We start from the raw sequence: 22,005 nt of genomic DNA on the forward strand, positions 1-22,005 counted from the left end.
GTCAGTATCCCGTTGGGAAGTTTTTCAGTACGCCAGCGAACCTGCTGTTCGCAGAGGCTTCCCCGAACTCGTTCTTCTCGAGGAAATAATCTCGAACGATGTCTCCCTGCTGTTCGATGTTGTAGTCCTTCAACGTCTTTCCCGGCTCCAACCGGTAGGCGTACTGGTCGCCTAGGAGAAACTGCCTGGCTTGCTGGTAGGCCCCCACCAGAAGGACGTTCACGCCATGCTGGTGCTGCCAGACATGGGTCATTTCGTGAATGAACAGACCCTGGCGCTGCAGGCTCTCCAGGCTCCAGTCCGCCACGCCGCGCAACTCCTCGCCGAAGTAGATGTGGCCGTTCGGCGCCATCACGTAGTCCTTGCCCTGCCAGGGGACATAGTCCTCGTCGCGCAGGCGGACCGTGGAATAGTCGATGGAATCGCCGAATACGCCTTTCGCCAGGCTGATTTCCCCTTCGCTGAGAGCACGTCCGGCCTCGGCGTCGGGGCCACTCAGGAGCTTGCCGACTGCAACCGCCGCGCCAACCGCCGCTGCTATCCCGGCAACTGCGGAGGCGGGCGATTTCGTGTGTTTCATATCGACCTTGGCGATGTTCATCGCATCCTTCTGCAGCAGCTGGGTAGCGCCTTCGGCGTCGGTGACGCCCTCGATGACCTCGCCGTTGGCCATGGTGATGGTATAGGGCACGTTGGGCATGGCCGTCTGCCCGTCCAGTTGCTTGAGGACGAACCGCCGCTGCGTCTCGCCCACCTCGAACTGCGGCAGCTCGGCTTCCAGGCTGGCCGCGCCGACATGACTGTGCTTCGCCGCCTTGACCACGAAGTTGCCGGGCATGCCCAGCTCGATGTTGCCGCCCTTGAGGGTCAGGTAGGCGCCGCCGCACATCAGGGTGATGTGCTCCTTCGCGGTGACCAGCACGTGCTGCTGGCTGGCGCTGACCTCCACGCTCTGCTCGGCTTCCAGGCGGATGTCGTTCTTCTGCGCCTGCAGCAGCATCGGCCCCTGGTGGGTGATCTGGCGCAGCTCGCCGCCCTGGGCGAACAGGCCGATGTCGCTGCCGGCGTTGATCACCACCTTCTGCCCGGCGGTCACCTGCTGGTTCTGCCGGGCCACGCTGTCGACGTGCTCGCCGGCGGCCAGGGTCAGGCTCGCCGGCGTCGCCGCGGCGATCCCTGCCGGACCGCTCAAGGCGATCGCCGGCTTGCCTCCGTTGCTCTTGCCGGACTCGTCGTTGGCACCGTGGCCGAGGTCGCGCACGGCTTCCTGGAGGGTTTGCTGCGGCGCCGCGTCGTGCCCCACGCCCTGGTGCTCCCCGGCGTAGTCGCCCAGCTCGCGGGCCAGCTCCAGCGCCGCCTCCAGCACCTGCACCACGACGCCTCGGTCGAGATGGCCGGCGCCGGCCCTGAGCTGCTCCTCGGTGCTCAGCAGCAGCCCCTTGGCCGCACGCACCGCGCCATGTTCGTCGGTGCGCAGTTCGAAGCCCTCGCCGCGCGGCTTGCCGCCTTCGGGCCGAGGATGGGTCAGGTAGCCCAGGTGCAGCGCGCTGGCACCGTGGTCGCTCATCAGCGCCGCACTGATCTGCGCCGTGGTGTCGTCGATGCGCAGCTCGTTGGCCCGGCTGCCCTTGTACTCCTTGCTCTTGATGGTGCTGAGGATCTTGTGGTCGGGCAGCGCGTAGGGCGGCCGGTTGGTCGCCCGGTAGGTACGCCCGGTGACGATCGGCTGGTCGCAGTCGCCGTCCAGGTAATCGACGATCACCTCCTGGCCAATCCGCGGGATCGCCATGTGTCCCCAGTCGGCACCCGCCCAGTTCTGCGCGACCCGTATCCAGCAGGTACTGAACTCATCGTGACGTCCCTCGCGATCCCAGGGGAACTGGACTTTCACCCGTCCCCACTCGTCGCAATGGATCTCTTCCCCTGCCGGGCCGACTACCGTCGCGATCTGCGGACCATCGATACGCGGCCGAGGCAGCGGTGCGGGACGCCATTCGACGTCCTCGGGTACCAGTTCGGCGCGCAGGTCGTAGCTCACCCCCAGAGGGGCGTCGGCGGACTCTTCCTCCTGGCCGGCATACTGGGTGCCGCGATGGACCACCCGCACCGGCCGCCACCAGGCGTTGAAGTCGGCACGCGGATGACCTTCCAGGGCAAAGGCGTGGCCCGGGATCAGCCGCGGGTCGTCGCCGCTGACCGATGCCACCCGTGCATCGCGCCGATGTCCTCTGAGGCGGCTTTCGCTGAAAGGCCGGCCCGCGCCGCTCCGCTTGTAGCGACCGGGGTAGTCGTAGCGCTCGTAGGACGAGTCCTGATGCTCGAGCGCCTCGCCAGCGAGATGATGCTCCTGGTCGTAGGTCGGGCGCTTGAAGCTGTAGTCCCGCTGGGTCTGTCGAGCCGTACGAACATTTTCGCTGTAGCGGAAAGAATGAAGCACCGGCTGCGGGTTGTCGCCCTCCGGCTGGGCGCTGAACAGCACCGGGCCGCCGGCGATACGCTCCTGGACGTAGAGCCGGTCGCTGCAGACCAGGGTGTGGCGGTGTTCGTCGAAGCGGAAGTAGTAGACCAGGCCTTCCTCGAAGGCCAGCCGGTCGTGCAGGTAGTGATCGCTGTCGCCGGCCTGCACGCAGTATTCGCGCGGCAGGTGCTCATGGTAGATGCGCTGTTCGTAGTCGAGCACCCGGTGTTCCTTGAGCAGCGCCTGGAGAATCTCCGGAACACTCTTCTCCTGGAAGATCCGCCAGTTGCAGCACAGCTCCAGGCGCGCCAACTGTGGTTCCAGCAGCAGTTCGTAGCGGGTCCGGCGAAAACCCGAGCTGCCTTGGGTGAAGTGGCTGACGATGCCATGGACGTAGCGGGCCGGACGGCCGTCCTGCCAGAGGGTGAAGGTGCCCGGCTGGTCGAGTACCTGCTTGAAATCGATGGCGTTCTTGTCGCTGGCCAGCTTCAGGCTCAGGCGGAAAGGCTCGCAGAGCGCTTCTTCCAGTTCGAACTCGACGACATCGAACGCAAGGTTCCCTTCGCCAACGACGAAGGTGAATTTCAGGTCTCTTTGACGCATGGATCGTTCCCTGTTCCGGGTGGGCAGTTCCTTTCCAATCCATTGGAGGAGCAAGCCACGTTACTCTTGCTCAGCCGGCGCCGAAAGTCTTTGGCTCTGTGTCGATTTCGCGAAGTCGCGGACATTTTCGGCTCGACGGAGAACCGGCCGCACAGGTGTACGACCGGTGTGCCTGTCAACTCACCCTGCCACCGGCGAGCGCCAGTCGTCGGAGCCGGAGGTGCCGGAGACTTCGTGGGTCCAGGTGATCTTGCGGTAGGTGAAGTGCACGTCTTCCAGGTGGGTGAAGTGGGCGTTGCCCGGGTCCTGGCAGTTGTGCATGTAGTCCTTGATGTCGACGATGATCGCGTCTTCCAGGACGGTGGTGTAGTAGTGCTCCTGGGTGCCGGCGGCGGAGGTGCGGTACCACTGGATCTCGACCTTGGTCAGGCGCTCGCCGGAGGTCAGGGCGGCCAGCAGCAGCGGCGAGGCCTTGTCGAAGACCTTGGTGATGACCACCGGCTTGTGCACGCGCTGGCCGGTCGGCTGGCCGGACTGCGGGTCGCGCGGGATGATCACTTCGTGGTTGAAGCCCTGGACCATCACCTGGTCCTCGTGGCCTTCCTGGTAGGTGTTGCCGACCGAATCCTCGGTGAAGGCGCCGGCGGTGATCAGGCCCTGCTTGGTGCCGGTGATGGACATGTAGGCGGGGGTTGCCATGGATACGTTCCTTGTCGTTGAAAGTGCCCAGGCGATATGCCGGGGGCATCGGTGCTAGACAAGAACCGTGCCACTAGTCTTGAAACTCTTTTCCATCAAGGCGTTATTGGGGGAAGCCAAAAATTCGCTGGCGATTCTCATGGGAAGAACACTGAAAATTGCGCAACTTTTTGCACACCGCTTGCAAAAAGTTGCGCATTCTCTCGGAGCTCTTTGGGTGTTTGTTCCCTAGCGTTCTATCCACAGCTTTATCCACCAAAAAGTTGCACAATGGCTTTTGGATTGTGAGGCTGAATGGTCGGAGTATTTTCTGCCTCTGCCCCTATCCAAACAACGCTTCAGCACGGGTAGTCTGATTGTCCAAACGTTCACCAAGCCCAGCCGGTACAAGCTCACCTTTCCACCGTATGCGTGACCTCTCCCTCAGCCGGTATTCCCCCAATGGGGGCGAACCGCCGTTCAAATGCGGGTGGCCGGCTTGAAGTCGGATAGTCTGACCTCAAAACCGGCAAATCGCCGGTTTTGGATCTCCTGCATTGCAGACAAAGGCTCGCTGCGTTCAAGCGCAAATACGGGAATATCCCGCATTTGAAAACCCGGCTTCAAAAGTACGCAAAACGTCCTTTTGACTGCGGACGAAATTCGTCGTCAGTCGGTGTTTTGTGCGTCCGAATTTCGGACGCACAAAATCCCCCAGATTCGGGGTATTACGAGAGTCTCGTAAAACTCTCACTCCAGCCACCGGCTGAAGCCGCCACTACAAAATATTCGTAGTGAACATGCCCTGATTTTTCAGGAGATGATCGCGCGACCGTGGCCGCAATTTTGTGGAGATGGCGACCCCGCTGAGTTACGGCCTCGGGCATTAACGTTGGAGCAACGTTGGCTAACGGTGGACTAACGTTGATCGCGTTACCGGGAAGGGGCGCATTTCAAGTGCGCCCCTTGGCGCGACCAGCGATGGCTCCGAACTGAGCCATGGGCTAACGCGGCGCTATCTCACAACCACCAATGGGGGAAGTGAGGAGAATCCCACCTTGCCTGACCAATCGCCAGGGGATCGAACTTACCGGGAGCGACGCAGGCCACCCGGTTGCCCTGCTGGAAATGACGACAGACATTTGAGCTGGCCGGCATAAAAAAGCCCCGCCTGAGCGATTCAGGACGGGGCTTTCCTTTAGGCTTACTGCACCCACCATGCACCCATGAGAGGTGGCTTGTGGCTAATGACTTTTGGTAAGTGCTTGATTTGTATGGCGCATCCGGCGGGATTCGAACCCACGACCCCTGCCTTCGGAGGGCAGTACTCTATCCAGCTGAGCTACGGATGCAGCGCCGCGGCTCGCGCGGCAGGCCGCAATCATACGCATCTCGTCGGCGGGAGTCCATTCCATGTGCGTACGTTCGTGATTTCGAACGAAAACGACCGTCCGTCGAGGATATGCTCAGAAAAGCAGCAGAATTTTCCGACTTTCGTTGATTTTATCGAACGGGGTATTGCCCTTTGTCAGTGGTGGCCCTAGGATTCGTTTGAGATTTCAAACGCCCCCAAAGCCACAACAACAGGAGACCGGGGAATTGGCATCAGTTCAGCCGGCCGCGTGCCCCTGGAATGACCTCTTTCTGACCTGCCCGTCGCTCGTCCGGCCTTTCGCGCTGCCGGGCCGCCGTGGTGCCGGCGTGGCGTTTCGTCCGCGATCCCTTTTCCGCACGAGCCTTTCGTATCCTCCCCGACGCCTGCCGGCGGTCGCGTTCGTCCGCGTCCGCCCGTTGCGCATGGTGGCCGGCCGGTAACGGCGACGCCGCTGGCACAGGGCGCAGGAAATGGAACACCGGGGCGCTGGCCCTTTCGAATAACCAGCAGGCAACACTTTCCGGTTACAACCGAACCAGACAACCAGGCACGCGGGGTAGTCGAGGTAGACCCGCTGCTCACGGCATTCCTCGAAGGAGACAGGTCATGCAACTCAAAGATGCCAAGCTGTTCCGTCAACAAGCCTACGTCGATGGCGCCTGGGTGGATGCCGACAACGGCCAGACCATCAAGGTGAACAACCCGGCCACCGGCGAGATCATCGGCAGCGTGCCGAAGATGGGCGCCGCCGAGACCCGCCGCGCCATCGAGGCTGCCGACAAGGCCCTGCCGGCCTGGCGTGCGCTGACCGCCAAGGAGCGCGCCAACAAGCTGCGCCGCTGGTTCGACCTGATGATCGAGAACCAGGACGACCTGGCCCGCCTGATGACCATCGAGCAGGGCAAGCCGCTGGCCGAGGCCAAGGGCGAGATCGCCTACGCCGCCTCCTTCCTCGAATGGTTCGGCGAAGAAGCCAAGCGCATCTACGGCGACACCATTCCCGGCCACCAGCCGGACAAGCGCATCATCGTGATCAAGCAGCCGATCGGCGTGACCGCGGCCATCACGCCGTGGAACTTCCCCTCGGCGATGATCACCCGCAAGGCCGGCCCGGCCCTGGCCGCCGGCTGCACCATGGTGCTCAAGCCTGCTTCGCAGACCCCGTATTCCGCCCTGGCCCTGGCCGAACTGGCAGAGCGCGCCGGCATTCCGAAGGGCGTGTTCAGCGTGGTCACCGGTAGCGCCGGCGAAGTCGGCGGCGAGCTGACCAGCAACCCGATCGTGCGCAAGCTGACCTTCACCGGTTCCACCGAAATCGGCCGCCAACTGATGGCCGAGTGCGCCCAGGACATCAAGAAGGTGTCCCTGGAGCTGGGCGGCAACGCGCCGTTCATCGTGTTCGACGACGCCGACCTGGACGCCGCCGTCGAGGGCGCGCTGATTTCCAAGTACCGCAACAACGGCCAGACCTGCGTCTGCGCCAACCGCCTGTACGTGCAGGACGGCGTGTACGACGCCTTCGTCGACAAGCTGAAGGCCGCCGTGGCCAAGCTGAACATCGGCAACGGCCTGGAAGCCGGCGTGACCACCGGTCCGCTGATCGACGCCAAGGCCGTGGCCAAGGTCGAGGAACACATCGCCGACGCGGTCTCCAAGGGCGCCAAGGTGGTTTCCGGCGGCAAGCCGCACGCCCTCGGCGGCACCTTCTTCGAGCCGACCATCCTGGTCGACGTGCCGAAGAACGCCCTGGTGTCCAAGGACGAGACCTTCGGCCCGCTGGCGCCGGTGTTCCGCTTCAAGGACGAGGCCGAGGTCATCGCCATGTCCAACGACACCGAGTTCGGCCTGGCGTCCTACTTCTACGCCCGCGACCTGGCCCGCGTGTTCCGCGTCGCCGAGCAACTGGAGTACGGCATGGTCGGCATCAACACCGGCCTGATCTCCAACGAAGTGGCGCCGTTCGGCGGCATCAAGGCCTCGGGCCTGGGCCGCGAAGGTTCCAAGTACGGGATCGAGGACTACCTCGAGATCAAGTACCTCTGCCTGGGCGGTATCTGAGCCCGGCGAGGAACGCATCCGGAGGGGCCGGACGGCAGGCAAGAGCTGCGCCGTCCGGTGTCGACGTTGCCGGTGGTGGCACCGGACGAACCGGGAGACGCGGTCGCCGATCGCGAAGCGGCTCCGAGCCCTGGCGGGCCTGCAAGTCCCGAGGCAGTCGATCATCGCATGCTGCCTTGGGGAGCTTCCTTCCCGCCTTCATCCTTTGACCCGGCCGACCCGATGAGCGGCCACTGAGGAAGCCATGAGCAAGACCAACGAATCCCTGCTGAAGCGTCGCCAGGCCGCGGTACCCCGCGGCGTGGGCCAGATCCACCCGGTCGTCGCCGAGCGCGCCGAGAACTCCACCGTCTGGGACGTGGAAGGCCGCGAGTACATCGACTTCGCCGGCGGCATCGCCGTGCTGAACACCGGCCACCTGCATCCGAAGGTGATCGCCGCGGTCCAGGAGCAACTGGGCAAGCTGTCCCACACCTGCTTCCAGGTGCTGGCCTACGAACCCTACATCGAGCTGGCCGAGGAAATCGCCAAGCGCGTGCCGGGCGACTTCCCGAAGAAGACCCTGCTGGTCACCTCCGGCTCCGAAGCCGTGGAGAACGCCGTCAAGATCGCCCGCGCCGCCACCGGCCGCGCTGGCGTGATCGCCTTCACCGGCGCGTACCACGGCCGCACCATGATGACCCTGGGCCTGACCGGCAAGGTGGTCCCGTACTCCGCCGGCATGGGCCTGATGCCGGGCGGCATCTTCCGCGCCCTGGCGCCCTGCGAGCTGCACGGCGTGAGCGAGGACGACTCCATCGCCAGCATCGAGCGCATCTTCAAGAACGATGCCCAGCCCCAGGACATCGCCGCGATCATCATCGAGCCGGTGCAGGGCGAGGGTGGCTTCTACGTCAACTCCAAGTCCTTCATGCAGCGCCTGCGCGCCCTGTGCGACCAGCACGGCATCCTGCTGATCGCCGACGAAGTGCAGACCGGCGCCGGCCGTACCGGCACCTTCTTCGCTACCGAGCAACTGGGCATCGTTCCTGACCTGACCACCTTCGCCAAGTCGGTCGGCGGCGGCTTCCCGATCTCCGGCGTGGCCGGCAAGGCCGAGATCATGGACGCCATCGCGCCCGGCGGCCTGGGCGGCACCTATGCCGGCAGCCCGATCGCCTGCGCCGCGGCACTGGCCGTGCTGAAGGTGTTCGAGGAAGAGAGGCTGCTGGAACGTTCGCAAGCCGTCGGCGAGCGCCTCAAGGCCGGCCTGCGCGAGATCCAGGCCAAGCACAAGGTGATCGGCGACGTTCGTGGCCTGGGTTCGATGGTGGCCATCGAGCTGTTCGAGGGCGGCGATACCCACAAGCCGGCCGCCGAGCTGGTCAGCAAGATCGTCGTCCGTGCGCGCGAGAAGGGCCTGATCCTGCTCTCCTGCGGCACCTACTACAACGTCATCCGCTTCCTCATGCCCGTCACCATCCCCGACGCGCAACTGGAGAAGGGCCTGGCCATCCTGGCCGAGTGCTTCGACGAACTCGCTTAAGCTTCACCGGCAAAGCGATACCCCCGAGGCCCGCGCGTCCGCGCGGGCCTTTCTTTCAGAGGCTTCACGGAAACGGAAGCCTCTTTTTTCTGCCAGGGTTTTCCGCGAAACGCCCGACGAACGGTTTTCGCCTGTTACCCTTGGGCGCCTGGCGCATACGAATCCTCCCGCATTCCTCCGGTCGTTCCGTTCGTGGCGATTAGGACAGGTCCTAGAGGCGCACCGTGTTCGTCCGTCATACCCTTGTGTGCCCGCGGGCCGTGTCGTGCCCGCCTGTCATGCCTGGTGCGTCCCGCTCGGTTCGCCAGGTTCGAAGAGGAACGCCATGAGTGCCGCGAAAAAGGCCCCCGTCATCCTGATTGCCGACCCGGACCCCTGGAGTCGCGACTTGCTTGGCCAACTGGTCCTCGGCGTGCGTTGCGATGCCCGGCTGGTCCTCTGCGGCGATGGCGGAGAAGCGCTGGCGCATTGCCGGCGCCGGCGCTTCGCGTTGATCCTGGCCGAGCTGAACCTGCCGCAGGTGGATGGCTTCGAGCTGCTGCGCGAAGCGCGCCTGCGCCGCTCGGTCGCCGAGCAGCCGTTCATCCTGATCAGCGACCGCGCCGACCAGGCCAGCGTGCGCGCCGCCGTGGCACTGGCGCCGACCGCCTACCTGGTGAAGCCGTTCCAGGCCGAGAACCTGATGCAACGCCTGCGAGGGTTGTTGCTGAAGGGCGACGAAGTGGTCGCCTGTCCGCTGCCGGAGCGGGACGCGGGCGAGAACCTGGAGGCTTTCCTCGAACGCGCGCGCGACTCCGCGGAGGGGGCGCCGTTGCTGGCCGACGTGCGTGCCGCCAGCGATCGTTGCCTGAGCGCCGAGGAGCATCCGCTGCGCGTGCTGGAGGATGAGTTCGGCCGCGATCCGCAGATCACCGCTGGCCTGATCGCCGCCGCCAACAGCGCCGCCCGGCACGTCGGTCCGGCCTGCCAGACCCTGGGCCAGGCCCTGCGGCGGCTGGGACTCGGGCACAGCCTGAACCTGGTGCTCGGTTTCAGTCTGCAGCGGGCCATCCAGCTCGGCGAGCCGCTGCTGGCCGAGCGCGCCATGCACTTCTGGGATCTTTCGCAACGTTGCGCGGACATCGCCTGGGAACTGGCCGACGCCCTCGGCGCGGACGTCGAGCGCTGCTATACCGCAGGGCTGCTGCATCGCCTGGGCGACCTGGCGCTGCTGCGGACATTGCAGGATTGGTGCGATGGCGGCGGCGCGCTGGACGAGGCGCGGCTCGACGAGCTGCTGGGGCGTTTCGGCGCCAGCTTCGGCTCGGCCCTGCGGGCGCGTTGGCGGCTGCCGCTGGAGCTGCGCCGGCTGATCGCTGCGGCGTACCAGTTCGGTGGCGTGCTTTCCCGCGAAGAGCTGATCCTCAGCCTGGCGACCCAGGCCGCCAGCCTGCCCGAGGACGACGCGGAGCAACTGGCCGAGAGCAAGGCTGCCCGCATGCTCGGCCTGGACGGCGAACGACTGGCGAAACTGCTGCAGCCCTGAGCCGTCCTCGCTGGGCCTTTGTCCCATAGGGCGGATAACGCGGCGCGTCATGCGCCGCTGGGCATGGGCGCGGTTGCAATCGAGCCTCTTGCCGGGGAGATCGGCTCCTACGCACGCCGCCGAGTTGCCGGCCGTGGATGGGCGGGAGCGAGCCTAGCGCCGCAGCTCGGCGCGCAACAGGTCCAGCGCCGGGTCGATGTCGTCCCGTTCGATGCAGCCGAAGCCGAAGAGGAAGCCGGCCTGTGCCGGGGTTTCCGCGTAGAAGGGCGGCAGGGTGCCGACCTCCAGGCCTTGCTGGCGCAAATGACGGGCGATGCGCAGCACATCCAGCGGTTCGCGACAGCGCGCCGCGAGGTGGATCCCGGCCACCGCCGGCAGCGCTTCGAGCCAGGGGCTCAGGTCGCCGTGCAGGCGTTCCAGCAGGCGCCCGCGACGCTGGGCGTATTCGCGTTGCAGGCGGCGCGTATGGCGGGCGAAGTCGCCGCGCTGGATGAACAGCGCGAGGGCGCGTTGCTGCAAGGTCTCGCTGTGCCGGTCGACCAGCTTGCGCGCCGCCAGCACCGCTTCGCGCAGGCTTGCCGGCGGCAGCAGGTAGCCGAGGCGCAGCTCGGGGAAGAGGGTCTTGGAAAAGGTCCCGAGGTAGGCCACCTGGCCGTTCCGGTCGAGGCTGCGCAGCGACTCCAGCGAACGCCCGTCGAAGCGGTACTCGCTGTCGTAGTCGTCCTCGATGATCAGCGCCCGGTGGCGCTGCGCCCAGTCCAGCAACTGCAGGCGCCGCTCCAGGCTCATCGGCATGCCCAGCGGGAACTGGTGCGACGGGGTGACGTAGACCAGCTTGGCGTTGTCCGGCAGCAGGTCGACGCGCAGCCCCTCGGCGTCCACCGGCACTCCGCGCACCTCGGCGCCGGTGGCCAGCAGGCTGGCGCGGGCCGGCGGATAACCGGGTTCCTCGACCACCGCCAGGTCGCCGGGGTCGAGCATCACCCGGGCCAGCAGGTCGAGTCCCTGCTGGGCGCCCTGGGTGACCATCAGGGCGTTCCAGTCGCACTGCACGGCGCGGTTGATCGCCAGGTAGCGGGAGATCGCCAGGCGCAGCTCGGGGTCGCCTTCGGTTTCCTTGTAGAACGCCGGCGAGCGCTGTTGCAGGCGTAGCGCCTGGAGCACGCAGGTACGCCAGGTATCGAAGGGAAAGCGGCGCTTGTCGGTCGTGCCGCCGGCGAAGCTGTAGCGGAGCGGTGCTCGCTGGTCCATCAGACCGGACTGCGGTTCGATGCGTGCCCAGCGCGCGGCCGGCCGCAACGGACCGTCGGCGCGCTGCGGCGGCGCTTCCCCGGCGGGCCCGCGGGCGACGAAGGTGCCGCTGCCGACCCGGCCTTCGAGGAAGCCCTCGCTGGCGAGGCGCTCGTAGGCTTCGCTGACGGTCTTGCGCGACACTTCCAGGCGTTCGGCGAGGTAGCGCGTGGCTGGCAGGCGATCGCCGGTGGCCAGGCGACCATGGAGGATCGCGTCGCGCAGCTGGCGATAGAGCTGGCCGACCAGATCGTGGCGGCCGTCGAGGATCAGTTGCAGTTCCATGGCGAAATTGGCTACCTGGTATTTCTGGTAATTGGCTCTTCGTGGAAGCCAAAGGCAGGCTTAGTGTTACCCCATGCCGCGCCGCTTTCCACTCTCGCGGCTGCCAATCAGCCAAGGAGATTCGCCATGACCACCCGCCTCGAATGGGCCAAAGCCTCCCCCGACGCCTATGCCGCCATGCTCGGCCTGGAAAAGGCCCTGGCCAAGGCCGGCCTGGAGCGCCCGTTGATCGAACTGGTCTACCTGCGCACTTCGCAGATCAACGGTTGCGCCTACTGCGTGAACATGCATGCCAACGACGCGCGCAAGGCCGGCGAGACCGAGCAGCGTCTGCAAGCGCTCTGCGTCTGGCAGGAAACCCCCTACTTCACCCCGCGCGAGCGCGCTGCCCTGGCCTGGACCGAGCAACTCGCCCGCCTCAGCCAGGGGGCGTTGCCGCACGGCCTGCTCGACGAACTGCGTGAGCACTTCGACGACAAGGAGATCGCCGAACTGACCCTGGCGGTCTCGGCCATCAACGCCTGGAACCGCTTCGGCGTCGGCATGGGCATGCAACCGGAATGAGGTGGACGGCGATGAAGGCCAATCGATCGATCGCCTGCCTGCTGCTCGCCGCGCTGCCGACGCTGGCCAGCGCCCATGTTGCGGAGAAGGTGGAAACCCTGCACGACCAGGCCCTGGCCGAGATTCCCGGCCATCGTGGGTTGATGCTGACGGTGTCGTTCAAGCCCGGCCAGGTCTCCGCGCCCCATGTGCATCCCGGCTCGGTGTTCGTCTACGTGCTCGAAGGCACCGTGCAGACGCAACTGGAAGGCGGCCCGGTGGAGACCTACACGGTGGGCCAGAGCTGGTACGAGCCGGCGAACGTGCCGCACCTGCTGGCACGCAATCCCGATCCGATGAAGCCGGCCAAGTTGCTGGTCTGGGAGTTGCTCAAGGAGGGCGACCCGATCCTCAAGCCACTGGAGCGCGGCGCCCACTGAGGTGTCGCTCGTTCGCCCGGAGGAGCGTCCGTCATGAGCGCCAGCCAGGTCATCCGTATTCGCGCGCGCAATGGTCAGTCGGAACGGCTTGGCCTGCGCCTGCAACAACTGGTCGAACCAGGGCTGGAGGCGCCGGGTTGCCTGGAGTACCAGGTGCGCAGGGACGCCCTCGAGCCGGATCTCTGGCTGGTGTGCAGCCAGTGGCGGGAAGCGCAGCAGATGTTCGACTACCTGGCCGGCGGCATCCAGCAGGTATTCGCCGAAGTGCTCTGGCGCTCCCTGGCGGCGAGCCTCGAAGTGCAGGATGACGCAGGCTAGAGCAAACCCAGCTCGGCGCAGACGATCAGTACCTGCTCGCGCAGCCAGAGGTTCGCCGGGTCCTGGTCGGCGGCGCGGCTCCATGACAGGTGCAGGGCGAACGGCGGCAGCCCGGGCGGTGCGAGGCAGGCGTGATGGCGGCCATCGTCGAGCAGTGCATGGATACGCCGTGGCAGCATCAGCACGAAGTCGCTGCCCGACAGCAGTTGCAGGGCGGCGACGTAGCTGTTGGCGCGCGCGGCGACCTCGCGGCTGCGGCCCTGGCGTCGCAGCCACGTGTCCACCAGGTTGGCGTTGCTGGCGTCGAGCGGGGTCGGGAAGACGAAGCGGCGCCTGCAGAACTCGTCCAGTTCCAGGCGCTCGTGGCGCGGCTGGGCACGATCCTGTACGCAGAGCAGCTCGTCGCTGAACAGGGCGAGCGCCTGTAGCTCCGGTGCCGGTCGGTGGTACTCGGGACCGAAGTCGAAGACCAGGTCGACCTGGCCGTCGAGCAATGCTTCGGTGGGCAGTTCGGGACCCAGGCGGCGGATGTCCAGGCCGATCCTCGGGCCGTTGGCGGCGAGCCGTCGCAGGAGTGCCGGAAGGATCAGCAGCTCGACGTATTCCGGCGCGCAGAGGGTAAAGGTCCGCGGCTCGCCACGCGGGTCGAAGCTGCCCTGGGCGGCGTGACAGGCGTTGATGCGGGCAAGCATTTCCTCCACATGGGGCAGCATGGCGCGACTCTTGTGGGTCGGCTGCATGCCGCCGCGGGTGGCGATGAACAGCTCATCGTCGAAGGCCTGGCGCAGCTTCTTCAGGCAGTAGCTGACCGTCGACGGACTGAGGTTCAGGTGTTCGGCGACCTCGACGAGGTTCTGTCGTTGGTGGACCTGTAGGAAGACCAGCAGGTCCTGCATGTCGACCTTGCGCAGGCCGTTGGCGATCAGCATCGGGGCGTCCTGACGGCGTCGGGAGCGCCATCAGAACCCGTCCCTTTCCTCAGCGCAAGCTTTCGGCGCCGACGCCTTGCGGCTGTCGCTCGACGAACAGTGCCGCATAGCGCCGCGGGTCGAAGCGCAGGCCCAGCCCCAGTAGCAGCGCCGCCACCGTGGCCAGCCCGAGCCAGGCGCCGGTGAAGCTGCCGAGGCTGTCGCGCAGCAGCCCGGCGATCCATGGTGAGACCCCGGCGATCAGGTAGCCGGCGCCTTGTACCAGGGCAGCCAGTTGACCGGCGCGTTGCGGCGCGTCGAAGTGGTCGAGGCAGACGATCAAGCCCATGGGGAACAGCCCGCCGATGCCCAGTCCCAGGCACAGCGCCCAGAGCAGCGGCAGGCTGGCCGGCGCCCAGGCGAGGCCGAGGAAGCCGGCCAGCATCAGCGCCGTTAGCCCGACCAGCACCGGGCGGCGATCCCGCGAGCGGCTGGCCAGGGCCGGCGCGAGCAACCCGGAGAGCACCTCCATGGCCGTCAGGAAACCGAGCAGCAGCCCGGATTCCTGGGCGCTCCAGCCCTGCTCCAGGTAATAGGGCGCGAGCCAGGCCAGCACGCAGGTGTAGCAGGCCGTGCCGAGGCCGAAGAACAGGACCAGCAGCCAGGTCCGTGGATAGCGCAGGAGGCTCCTGCCGGGCTGTGCGGCGGGCAGGCGCAGGCGGGTGCCGGGTTGCAGCCACCAGGCCAGCAGCGCGAGCGCGGCGAGCGCCGCCCAGGCACCGAGGCCGAGCCGCCAGCCGGCGTGCTCCGCCAGGGTCGGCGCGGCGCTGGCGGACAGCGCCGCGCCAGCCATGATGGCGGTGACGTAGAGCCCCATGCAGAGCGGCGTGCGCGCGCCGAAACGGGCCTTGATCAGGGCCGGCATCAGCGCCTGGATCAGGGCGATGCCGAGACCGGCGAGCATGGCGCTGCCGAGCAGGTCGGGCAGGCCTCGGCTGCCCAGGCGCAGGGCGCTGGCGGCGCCGATCAGCAGCAGGGCGAGGGCCACCGAACGCCACTCGCCGACGCGGCGGGCGATGCCCAGGCCGAAGAACATGCCGAGGCCGAGGGTCAGCACCGGCAGGGCGGTCAGCAGCGAGACGTCGCCGAAGCTGAGCGCGATCTCGCCGCGCATGGCGTTCAGCAGTGGGCCGACGGCGGCCATGGAGGGCCGCAGGTTGAGGCCGACCAGGACGATGGCGGCCATCAGCCAGAGGGTGCGGCCGGGTGGGTTGGCAGTGGGCATGGCGATCTCCTTTCGGGAGCACCATTGCGCCTGCGCCAGGGCGCGGCGGCAAATCAAAATCCGCAGGGCGGATTCGAAAAAATGCGCTGGCCAGGGAGTCGGGGCGGACGCTGGAGCAGCGTGGCGAGTCGCGAGGTTATCCGCCCCGCGCGACGCGCGGCCTCACTCCGCGCTCAAGCGCATCAGGCTTTCGCTCAGGGCCCGCGCGTGGCGGTCGACGATGATCGGCGCCCAGGGCCTGCCGGAAGCGCTGACCAGCGCGCTGCTCTTGCTGTTCAGGTCGCGCAGGGCCTGGCTCAGGTACTCCCAGCGGTTTTCCAGTTTCTTCAGTCCCGCCGGGTTGGCGCTTTGCGCCACCAGCAGGGCGATGCGCCGGTCGATCAGCGGAACCAGCACGCTCTCGTCCTGGCCGAGATAGTCCCGGGGCTGCTCGCGGGCAGTCTCCAGCCCGCCCAGGTAGGCGCGCGCCAGGTATTGCAGGGACAGGTACTCGACCCGCACCGGCAACTGCCAGAGCGGCAGGGGCTGGCCTGGCGGGGGCGGCGGCACCTGGCGTTCCACCAGGTTGAGGAAGTCACGCAGGGCGCGGCTCAGTTGCTGCGGGTAGCGCCAGGGCAGGTCCTCTTCGCGGGGGCCGTAGGCCGCGCCCTCACGGATGCGCGCCACCAGCGTCTTTTCGCCTTGCCGCAGGAGCACCCCCTCGGGGGCGGCGGAGAGCGCTCGATCGAGGCTGGCGAGGTCCTTCTCCAGTTGCGCCGCGTGCTGTTCCTGGAAACCCTCGCCGCGCAGCAACAACAGGCTGCCCACCGCGCGACAGGCCTGGACCTGCAGTTGTTGCAGGGCGCGTTGCTGGTCGTCGAGGGTAGCGCGCGCCGGCAGCGCCAGCAGCAGGCAGTAAAGACAGAGGACAGCGAAAAGGGCAGGACGGGGCATGGGGAGATCCTGTTGTTGTCGTTATGGATATCCGCACCGAGGGCAGGTGCCCTGCACACGGTAGCCGGCCATCGTGCGCCTGCAAGCGTTCGAAAGTGTGATTCGCGCTCAGCCGTGGGTGGCCGCGCGCAGGCCGGCGAGGTCGAGAATCTCGATGCCGCCGTAGCTGAGCTGGAGGATGCCCTGGGCTTCGAGGTCCTTGAGGATCTGGTTGGTGGTCTGCCGTGACAGCGACAGCATCAATGCCAGCTGTTCCTGCGGCAGGTGCAGGACCTGCCGGCTGCGGCTGTTGTCGTAGCCCTCGGCGAGCATCAGCAGGCGCCGCGCCAGGCGTTGTGCGGCCGGCAGCAGGGCCATCTCTTCCAGGGCGATGAATGCCAGGCGCAGCTTGTGGCTCATCAGCAGGGCCACGTCGCGCCAGTAGTGCGGCTCGCGGCGAAGCAGTTCGAGCAGCGCCGCCTGCGGTACCTGGAGTAGCTGGGTGTGGCCTTCGGCGTAGGCGTCGTGGGTGCGCGCCTGGCCGTCGAACAGGGCGATCTCGCCGAACCAGTGCGGCGCTTCCACCAGGATCAGCAGCGCCTCCTTGCCGTTCTCGCTGACCGCGCTGATACGGATCGCGCCCTCGACCACGCAGTACAGTCCGCAGGGCGCGTCGCCGCGGGCGAACAGGCGCTGGCCCGGCGGCAACTGGCGCGGTTGGGCGAGTGCCAGCAGGTGCGTCTGCAAGGCCTCCGGCAAACCCTGGAACCAGCGGCCGGCCTGGAGTTGCGAACGGTAGTCGGTACGCTCGTTCATGTTTGTCGTCTAGCTGACAGAGTGGAAAACCGGGGCGGCGCGATGATGCGAGAACCCTGGCGTGAGACCACAACAATGAAAACCCTAGTCGATCACCTTGCGCAATACGCCGCCTACCACCGCGACCGGCGCAACATCTTCAGCCATTTCATCGGCATTCCGATGATCGTCCTCTCCATCGCCGTGTTGCTGGCGCGGCCGGCGCTGGGGTTCGGCCTGTCTCCGGCGCTGCTGCTGGCGCTCGCCGCGGCGCTGTTCTACCTGCGCCTGGACCTGCGCTTCGGCGTGGCCATGACGGCGCTGCTGGCGCTGACGGTGTGGGGCGCTGCGCAATTGGCGGCGGGGACTACCGCTGCCTGGCTGGGCTGGGGCGTCGGCCTGTTCGTGGTCGGCTGGATCATCCAGTTCGTCGGTCATTACTACGAAGGGCGCAAGCCGGCCTTCGTCGACGATCTCAGCGGGTTGATCGTCGGTCCGCTCTTCGTGCTGGCGGAACTGGCCTTTCTGCTGGGGCTGCGCGGCGACGTGCAGCGCGAGGTCGAGGAGCGCGCCGGCCCGACCTGCATTCGCGAGCACAAGCGGGCGGCGTGAGGCGGTCTCCCGCGAGCGCGGGAGACCGGGGTGGGAGCGTTACTTGCGATCCGCAGCGATGCGCTGGCGGATGTGATCGGCGCGGGCCTGGGAGCCCGGGTGCGAATCGAACATGCTGCTGTCGCCGCCGCCCAGCTTGGCCAGCTTCTCGAAGGCGGTGACCAGGCCCTGGGTGTTCACTCCGCGCTTCTTCAGTAGCTCGTAGGAGAAATCGTCGGCGTCGGATTCCTGGGACTGGGAGAACTGCGCGTTGACCAGCGATTCGGTGAGTTCGCCCAGCTGGGAGCCGGACAGGGCGGCCAGCGCGCCGCTCTTCGAGGCGCCGGCGGCGCCGCGCACCGCGGCGGCCGCGTAGGCGGTCTGGGCGGCCTTGCGGGTGTGGCCGAGGGCGACGTGGCCCATCTCGTGGCCGAGTACGCCTTCGATCTCGTTGTCGCTCATCAGCTCCATCAGCCCGCTGTAGACGCGGATGCAGCCGTTGGCCATGGCCCAGGCGTTGACCTCCTCGGTGAGGTAGACCTTGTAGTTCACCGGCACGCCGTCGATCTGGTCGCCCAGGGCCTTGGCGATCTTGTCCAGGCGCTGGCCGTACTTGCTGTTGGCCGGGGCGATGCGGTTTTGCTGGTCGGACTCGGCGCAGGCCTGGTCGGCGACCTGGCGGACCTCGGCGTCGCTCAGGGTTGCAGCCTTCACCGCCATCATGCCGTGCTGCATGAGGTCCCCCTGGGGCAGGTTCTGGCAGCCGGCCAGGGTGGCGCAGGCGAGGGCCAGGGCGGAAAGGGAAAGACGGGTCTTCATCGTGTGCTCCTTGCGATAGGTGGCGTTCCGTGCCGGACGGGCGTGTTCCGCCCGGTGCCGCGCGCCCGGTGGGGGTCGCGCGGCGGCGGATGATAGCGACTTGTGCCGTTCGTCGGAAGTCCCGCGAAGGCCGCAGGCCCGCCCTGGCGGGTGCGCAATGCGTCCCTGGCGTCAGTGGAAACCGCGCCAGGCGAGGTCGGCGCCGAGCAGCAGGAGACCGACGAAGAAGCAGCGCCTGAACAGCGTCGCGCTGATCCGCTGGCGCAGCCACTGGCCGAGGAGCATCCCGCCCAGCGCCGGGACCAGGGTCAGCAGCGAGGCGCCGAGCATCTGCGGTTCGAGCAGGTCGCCATGCACGCCGAGAGTGACCGCCAGGGCCAGGGTCGAGGCGCTGAACGACAGGCCGAGGGCCTGGACCAGTTCGTCGCGCTGCAATCCTAGGGCTCCCAGGTAGGGCACCGCGGGAATCACGAAAATCCCGGTGACCGCGGTCAGCGCGCCGGTCGCCAGCCCGACCAGCGGGCCGGCCCAGGGCTCGTGGCGTGCCGGCAGGTGCAGCGGGATCGCGGCCAGGCCGAGCAGCGCGTAGGCCGCCAGGGCCAGGCCGAGCACGCCGGTGGCCTGCCTTGGTGCGTCGCCGCCGAGCCATGCGCCGACCAGCAGGGTGCCCACGATCACCCCGAGCAGCAGGCCGGCCAGGCGCTTCATCAAGCCGAGGAAGCGCGGGCCGCAGGCGAGCTGCCAGAGGTTGGTCACCATCGACGGCACGATCAGCAGCGCCGCCGCCTGCATCGGCGGCATGGCCAGGCCGAGCAGGCCCACCGAGACCGTCGGCAGGCCCAGGCCGACCACGCCCTTGACGAAGCCCGCGAGAAGGAAGGTGAGGGCGATCAGTGGGATCAGGGCGTGGAGGTCGACGGACATGCGGGTTCTTCCTTGTCTCGGGCTGGCGCGAACGGGCGATGGCGGCCAGTATCTCTCGTCGTCGACAGGCAATGTTTCATCCGGAGGTGAAGCATGCAATTCAATCCCGGCTTCAGTTCGCTGGCGGCGCTGCTCGCCGATCCCGGCCGCGCGCAGATGATCTGGGCACTGATGGATGGCAGCGCCCGCCCGGCCAGCGAGCTGGCGCTGCTGGCGGGCGTCTCGCCGTCCTCCGCCAGCGGCCACCTGGGACGGCTGGTCGAGGGCGGCGTGCTGAGCCTGGAGGCGCGCGGGCGCAATCGCTTCTATCGCCTGGCCGGGCCGGAAGTGGGACAGGCGGTGGAAGCGCTGGCCAGCGCCTCCCTGGCCCTGCAGCCGCAGCGGCGCAGCCTGCCGCCGAGCCACGGCACGCCGTCGGCGTTGCGCGAGGCGCGGACCTGCTACGACCACCTGGCCGGCGAACTCGCGGTCGGTGTGTTCGCACGGATGCTGGATGCCGGCTGGATCGAGCAGGAGGGCAGGACGCTGCGCCTGAGCGCGACCGGCGAGGCCGGGCTGGCCAGGTTGGGAATCGACCTGGCGGAGGTCCGCCGCCGCCGTCGGCAGTTCGCCTGCGCCTGCCCCGACTGGAGCGAACGCAAGCCGCACCTCGGCGGCGCGCTGGGGGCGGCGTTGCTGGAGGCCTGTCTGCGCCAGGGCTGGTTGCGGCCGCAGGACGGCTCGCGGGCGTTGCAGGTGTCGTCGAAGGGCCGCGCGGGACTGCGCGGCCTGGCGGAGCGCACGGCGGGCTGAACCCGCCGCGGGATCAGAGATTGGCCACCGGCTGGAAGGCCTTCGGCTTGAAGTAGAGGGTCTCGCCGCGGGCCAGGCCGGCCAGGCTGTCGTGGTCCTTCACCACTTCGGCTTCGATCAGTTCGTCCTGGCCGTCGACCTTCAGCGTTACCCGGGTGATCGCCCCCAGCGGACGGATGTCGCGGACCTCGGCGGCGCGGTGCTCGGCCACCGCGGAACGCGACAGCGACACTTCGTGGGGGCGGAACAGCAGGTGCTGGTCGTTGCCCAGTTGCAGGCGGTTGGAGTCGCCGAGGAAGTGGTAGACGAAATCGCTGGCCGGGTTCTCGTAGACCTCGCCGGGCGAGCCGATCTGCTCGATCACGCCCTTGTTCATCACCACGATGCGGTCGGCCACTTCCATCGCTTCTTCCTGGTCGTGGGTGACGAACACCGAGGTCAGGTTGATCTCCTCGTGCAGGCGCGCCAGCCAGCGGCGCAGCTCCTTGCGTACCTTGGCGTCGAGGGCGCCGAAGGGTTCGTCGAGGAGCAGGATCTTCGGCTCCACCGCTAGCGCGCGGGCCAGGGCGATACGCTGCCGCTGGCCGCCGGAGAGTTGCTCTGGATAGCGGTCGGCGAGCCAGTCGAGCTGCACCATGTTGAGCAGCTCGTGGACCTTGGCCTTGATCGCGGACTCGCCCGGCCGCTCGCCCTTGGGCTTCATGCGCAGGCCGAAGGCGACGTTGTCGAACACCGTCATGTGGCGGAACAGCGCGTAGTGCTGGAAGACGAAGCCGACGTTGCGGTCGCGCACGTCGTGCTGCGAGACGTCCTCGCCATGGAACACGATGTTGCCGGCGTCCGGGGTTTCCAGCCCGGCGATGATCCGCAGCAGGGTGGTCTTGCCGCACCCGGAGGGGCCGAGCAGGGCCACCAGCTCGCCGCTCTGGATATCCAGGTTGATGTTGTCCAGGGCCTTGAAGGCGTTGAAGTTCTTGCTGACGTTACGGATTTCGATGCTCATGGTTCATTCCTCGTCAGCATTGCTTTTCAGTCGGGACATGCGGGATTCGCTCCACTGCTTGAGCAGAAGGATGACCAGCGCCATCAGCAGCAACAGGCTGGCGACGCTGAAGGCGGCGACATGGTTGTATTCGTTGTAGAGGATCTCGACGTGCAGCGGCAGGGTGTTGGTGACACCGCGGATATGCCCGGAAACCACCGACACCGCGCCGAACTCGCCCATCGCCCGCGCGGTGCAGAGCACCACGCCGTAGATCAGGCCCCACTTGATGTTCGGCAGGGTCACGTGCCAGAACATCTGCCAGCCGTTGGCGCCGAGCAGGCGGGCGGCTTCCTCCTCCTGGGTGCCCTGCTCCTGCATCAGCGGGATCAGTTCGCGGGCGACGAAGGGCACGGTGACGAAGAGGGTCGCCAGGACGATGCCGGGCACCGCGAAGACGATCTGGATGTCGTGGTCGCTCAGCCATTCGCCGAAGTAGCCCTGGGCGCCGAACAACAGCACGTAGATCAGGCCGGCGATCACCGGCGAGACCGAGAACGGCAGGTCGATCAGGGTCACCAGGATGCTCTTGCCGCGAAACTCGAACTTGCTCACGCACCAGGCGGCGGCGACACCGAACAGCAGGTTGAGCGGCACCGAGATGGCCACCGCGATCAGGGTCAGCTTCAGCGCGGCCAGCGCGTCGGGTTCGAGGATCGCCTCGAAGAAGGTGCCGAAACCCTGCTTCAGCGCCTCGCTCAGGACCACGTAGAGCGGCAGCAGGAGGAACAGGGCGAAGACCAGCCAGGCCAGGACGATCAGGGCCAGGCGGCCGCCGGCGTTGCCGCGGCGGGAGGCGCTGGCGGTGGCAGCGGAAATGCTTGCACTGGACATGGCGC

19 protein-coding genes and 1 tRNA gene are annotated in these 22,005 nt (G+C 67.2%); 8 read left to right on the forward strand and 12 right to left on the reverse strand.

Translation table 11 applies throughout. The features are described 5' to 3' along the window. Position 1 precedes the first annotated feature (1 nt). The 3 genes from ACI766_RS01295 to ACI766_RS01305 all read right to left on the reverse strand — a co-directional run bounded on the left by ACI766_RS01295 (position 2) and on the right by ACI766_RS01305 (position 5,091). Positions 2-3,061 carry a type VI secretion system Vgr family protein gene (locus ACI766_RS01295; protein WP_010793560.1) on the reverse strand — a complete coding sequence of 1,020 codons (3,060 nt, stop codon included), beginning with the start codon at positions 3,059-3,061 and terminating at the stop codon, positions 2-4. Positions 3,062-3,241: 180 nt separating this feature from the next. Next, the gene (locus tag ACI766_RS01300) at positions 3,242-3,760 is read right to left on the reverse strand and encodes an Hcp family type VI secretion system effector (protein WP_003083317.1); all 519 of its coding nucleotides are present in this window, start codon (positions 3,758-3,760) and stop codon (positions 3,242-3,244) included. Positions 3,761-5,014: 1,254 nt separating this feature from the next. After that, positions 5,015-5,091: transfer RNA gene (locus ACI766_RS01305), tRNA-Arg, on the reverse strand. Between the two features lie 629 nt (positions 5,092-5,720). On the opposite strand from ACI766_RS01305, the gene gabD reads away from it, so the two are divergent. The 3 genes from gabD (at position 5,721) to ACI766_RS01320 (ending at position 10,222) form a co-directional block, all read left to right on the forward strand. Continuing rightward, positions 5,721-7,172 carry an NADP-dependent succinate-semialdehyde dehydrogenase gene (gabD, locus tag ACI766_RS01310; RefSeq protein WP_003106269.1) on the forward strand — a complete coding sequence of 484 codons (1,452 nt, stop codon included), beginning with the start codon at positions 5,721-5,723 and terminating at the stop codon, positions 7,170-7,172. A gap of 244 nt (positions 7,173-7,416) precedes the next feature. Continuing rightward, complete coding sequence (gene gabT / locus ACI766_RS01315; RefSeq protein WP_003160952.1) at positions 7,417-8,697, forward strand: 4-aminobutyrate--2-oxoglutarate transaminase; 1,281 nt, start codon at positions 7,417-7,419, stop codon at positions 8,695-8,697. A gap of 325 nt (positions 8,698-9,022) precedes the next feature. Beyond that, positions 9,023-10,222, forward strand: a complete 1,200-nt coding sequence (locus ACI766_RS01320; RefSeq protein WP_003084206.1) for an HDOD domain-containing protein — start codon at positions 9,023-9,025, stop codon at positions 10,220-10,222. 153 nt (positions 10,223-10,375) lie between these two features. On the opposite strand, the gene ACI766_RS01325 is transcribed toward ACI766_RS01320, so the two are convergent. Then, positions 10,376-11,797 (reverse strand): PLP-dependent aminotransferase family protein, encoded by a 1,422-nt coding sequence (locus ACI766_RS01325; RefSeq protein ID WP_003106262.1) that lies wholly within the window; start codon positions 11,795-11,797, stop codon positions 10,376-10,378. Positions 11,798-11,923: 126 nt separating this feature from the next. Here ACI766_RS01325 and ACI766_RS01330 point away from each other — a divergent pair, with 126 nt between their 5' ends. From ACI766_RS01330 to ACI766_RS01340, 3 genes are read left to right on the forward strand one after another with little or no spacing between them, the layout of a single operon-like run. Beyond that, positions 11,924-12,361: a carboxymuconolactone decarboxylase family protein gene (locus tag ACI766_RS01330; RefSeq protein ID WP_003106260.1), complete on the forward strand. Its 438-nt coding sequence runs from the start codon at positions 11,924-11,926 to the stop codon at positions 12,359-12,361. Between the two features lie 11 nt (positions 12,362-12,372). Next, entirely contained in the window at positions 12,373-12,780 is a 408-nt protein-coding gene (locus ACI766_RS01335) for a cupin domain-containing protein (protein ID WP_003118713.1), read from the forward strand. Between the two features lie 33 nt (positions 12,781-12,813). Further along, the gene (locus ACI766_RS01340) at positions 12,814-13,098 is read left to right on the forward strand and encodes an antibiotic biosynthesis monooxygenase family protein (protein WP_003106257.1); all 285 of its coding nucleotides are present in this window, start codon (positions 12,814-12,816) and stop codon (positions 13,096-13,098) included. On the opposite strand, the gene ACI766_RS01345 is transcribed toward ACI766_RS01340, so the two are convergent. From ACI766_RS01345 to ACI766_RS01360, 4 genes are all read right to left on the reverse strand, one after another. Continuing rightward, positions 13,095-14,027 carry a LysR family transcriptional regulator gene (locus ACI766_RS01345; protein ID WP_003106255.1) on the reverse strand — a complete coding sequence of 311 codons (933 nt, stop codon included), beginning with the start codon at positions 14,025-14,027 and terminating at the stop codon, positions 13,095-13,097. The two genes, ACI766_RS01340 and ACI766_RS01345, sit on opposite strands and share 4 nt — an antisense overlap. Positions 14,028-14,076: 49 nt before the next feature. Continuing rightward, a complete protein-coding gene (locus ACI766_RS01350) occupies positions 14,077-15,291 on the reverse strand; it encodes a CynX/NimT family MFS transporter (RefSeq protein WP_023086897.1) in 1,215 nt (404 codons plus the stop codon). Positions 15,292-15,453: 162 nt separating this feature from the next. Continuing rightward, positions 15,454-16,224, reverse strand: a complete 771-nt coding sequence (locus tag ACI766_RS01355) for a hypothetical protein (RefSeq protein WP_004346761.1) — start codon at positions 16,222-16,224, stop codon at positions 15,454-15,456. A gap of 108 nt (positions 16,225-16,332) precedes the next feature. Further along, entirely contained in the window at positions 16,333-17,019 is a 687-nt protein-coding gene (locus ACI766_RS01360; RefSeq protein WP_003107720.1) for a Crp/Fnr family transcriptional regulator, read from the reverse strand. Positions 17,020-17,094: 75 nt separating this feature from the next. On the opposite strand from ACI766_RS01360, the gene ACI766_RS01365 reads away from it, so the two are divergent. Next, positions 17,095-17,610, forward strand: coding sequence for a DUF962 domain-containing protein (locus ACI766_RS01365; protein ID WP_003107722.1), 516 nt, complete (start codon positions 17,095-17,097; stop codon positions 17,608-17,610). A 39-nt stretch (positions 17,611-17,649) separates the two neighbouring features. On the opposite strand, the gene ACI766_RS01370 is transcribed toward ACI766_RS01365, so the two are convergent. Further along, on the reverse strand, positions 17,650-18,408 hold the full coding sequence (locus ACI766_RS01370; protein ID WP_003084230.1) for a M48 family metallopeptidase: 759 nt from the start codon (positions 18,406-18,408) through the stop codon (positions 17,650-17,652). 171 nt (positions 18,409-18,579) lie between these two features. After that, positions 18,580-19,332, reverse strand: coding sequence for a sulfite exporter TauE/SafE family protein (locus ACI766_RS01375; protein ID WP_003459202.1), 753 nt, complete (start codon positions 19,330-19,332; stop codon positions 18,580-18,582). A gap of 93 nt (positions 19,333-19,425) precedes the next feature. On the opposite strand from ACI766_RS01375, the gene ACI766_RS01380 reads away from it, so the two are divergent. After that, positions 19,426-20,124, forward strand: a complete 699-nt coding sequence (locus ACI766_RS01380; protein WP_003104488.1) for an ArsR/SmtB family transcription factor — start codon at positions 19,426-19,428, stop codon at positions 20,122-20,124. A 13-nt stretch (positions 20,125-20,137) separates the two neighbouring features. On the opposite strand, the gene ACI766_RS01385 is transcribed toward ACI766_RS01380, so the two are convergent. Both ACI766_RS01385 and cysW read right to left on the reverse strand, forming a co-directional pair. Next, a complete protein-coding gene (locus tag ACI766_RS01385; protein ID WP_003104490.1) occupies positions 20,138-21,127 on the reverse strand; it encodes a sulfate/molybdate ABC transporter ATP-binding protein in 990 nt (329 codons plus the stop codon). Positions 21,128-21,130: 3 nt separating this feature from the next. After that, positions 21,131-22,000: a sulfate ABC transporter permease subunit CysW gene (gene cysW / locus ACI766_RS01390; protein WP_003084239.1), complete on the reverse strand. Its 870-nt coding sequence runs from the start codon at positions 21,998-22,000 to the stop codon at positions 21,131-21,133. Between the last annotated feature and the right edge of the window lie 5 nt (positions 22,001-22,005).

The sequence above is a fragment of the Pseudomonas sp. DL genome, from assembly GCF_047199225.1.
Taxonomy (GTDB): Bacteria; Pseudomonadota; Gammaproteobacteria; order Pseudomonadales; family Pseudomonadaceae; genus Pseudomonas; species Pseudomonas aeruginosa.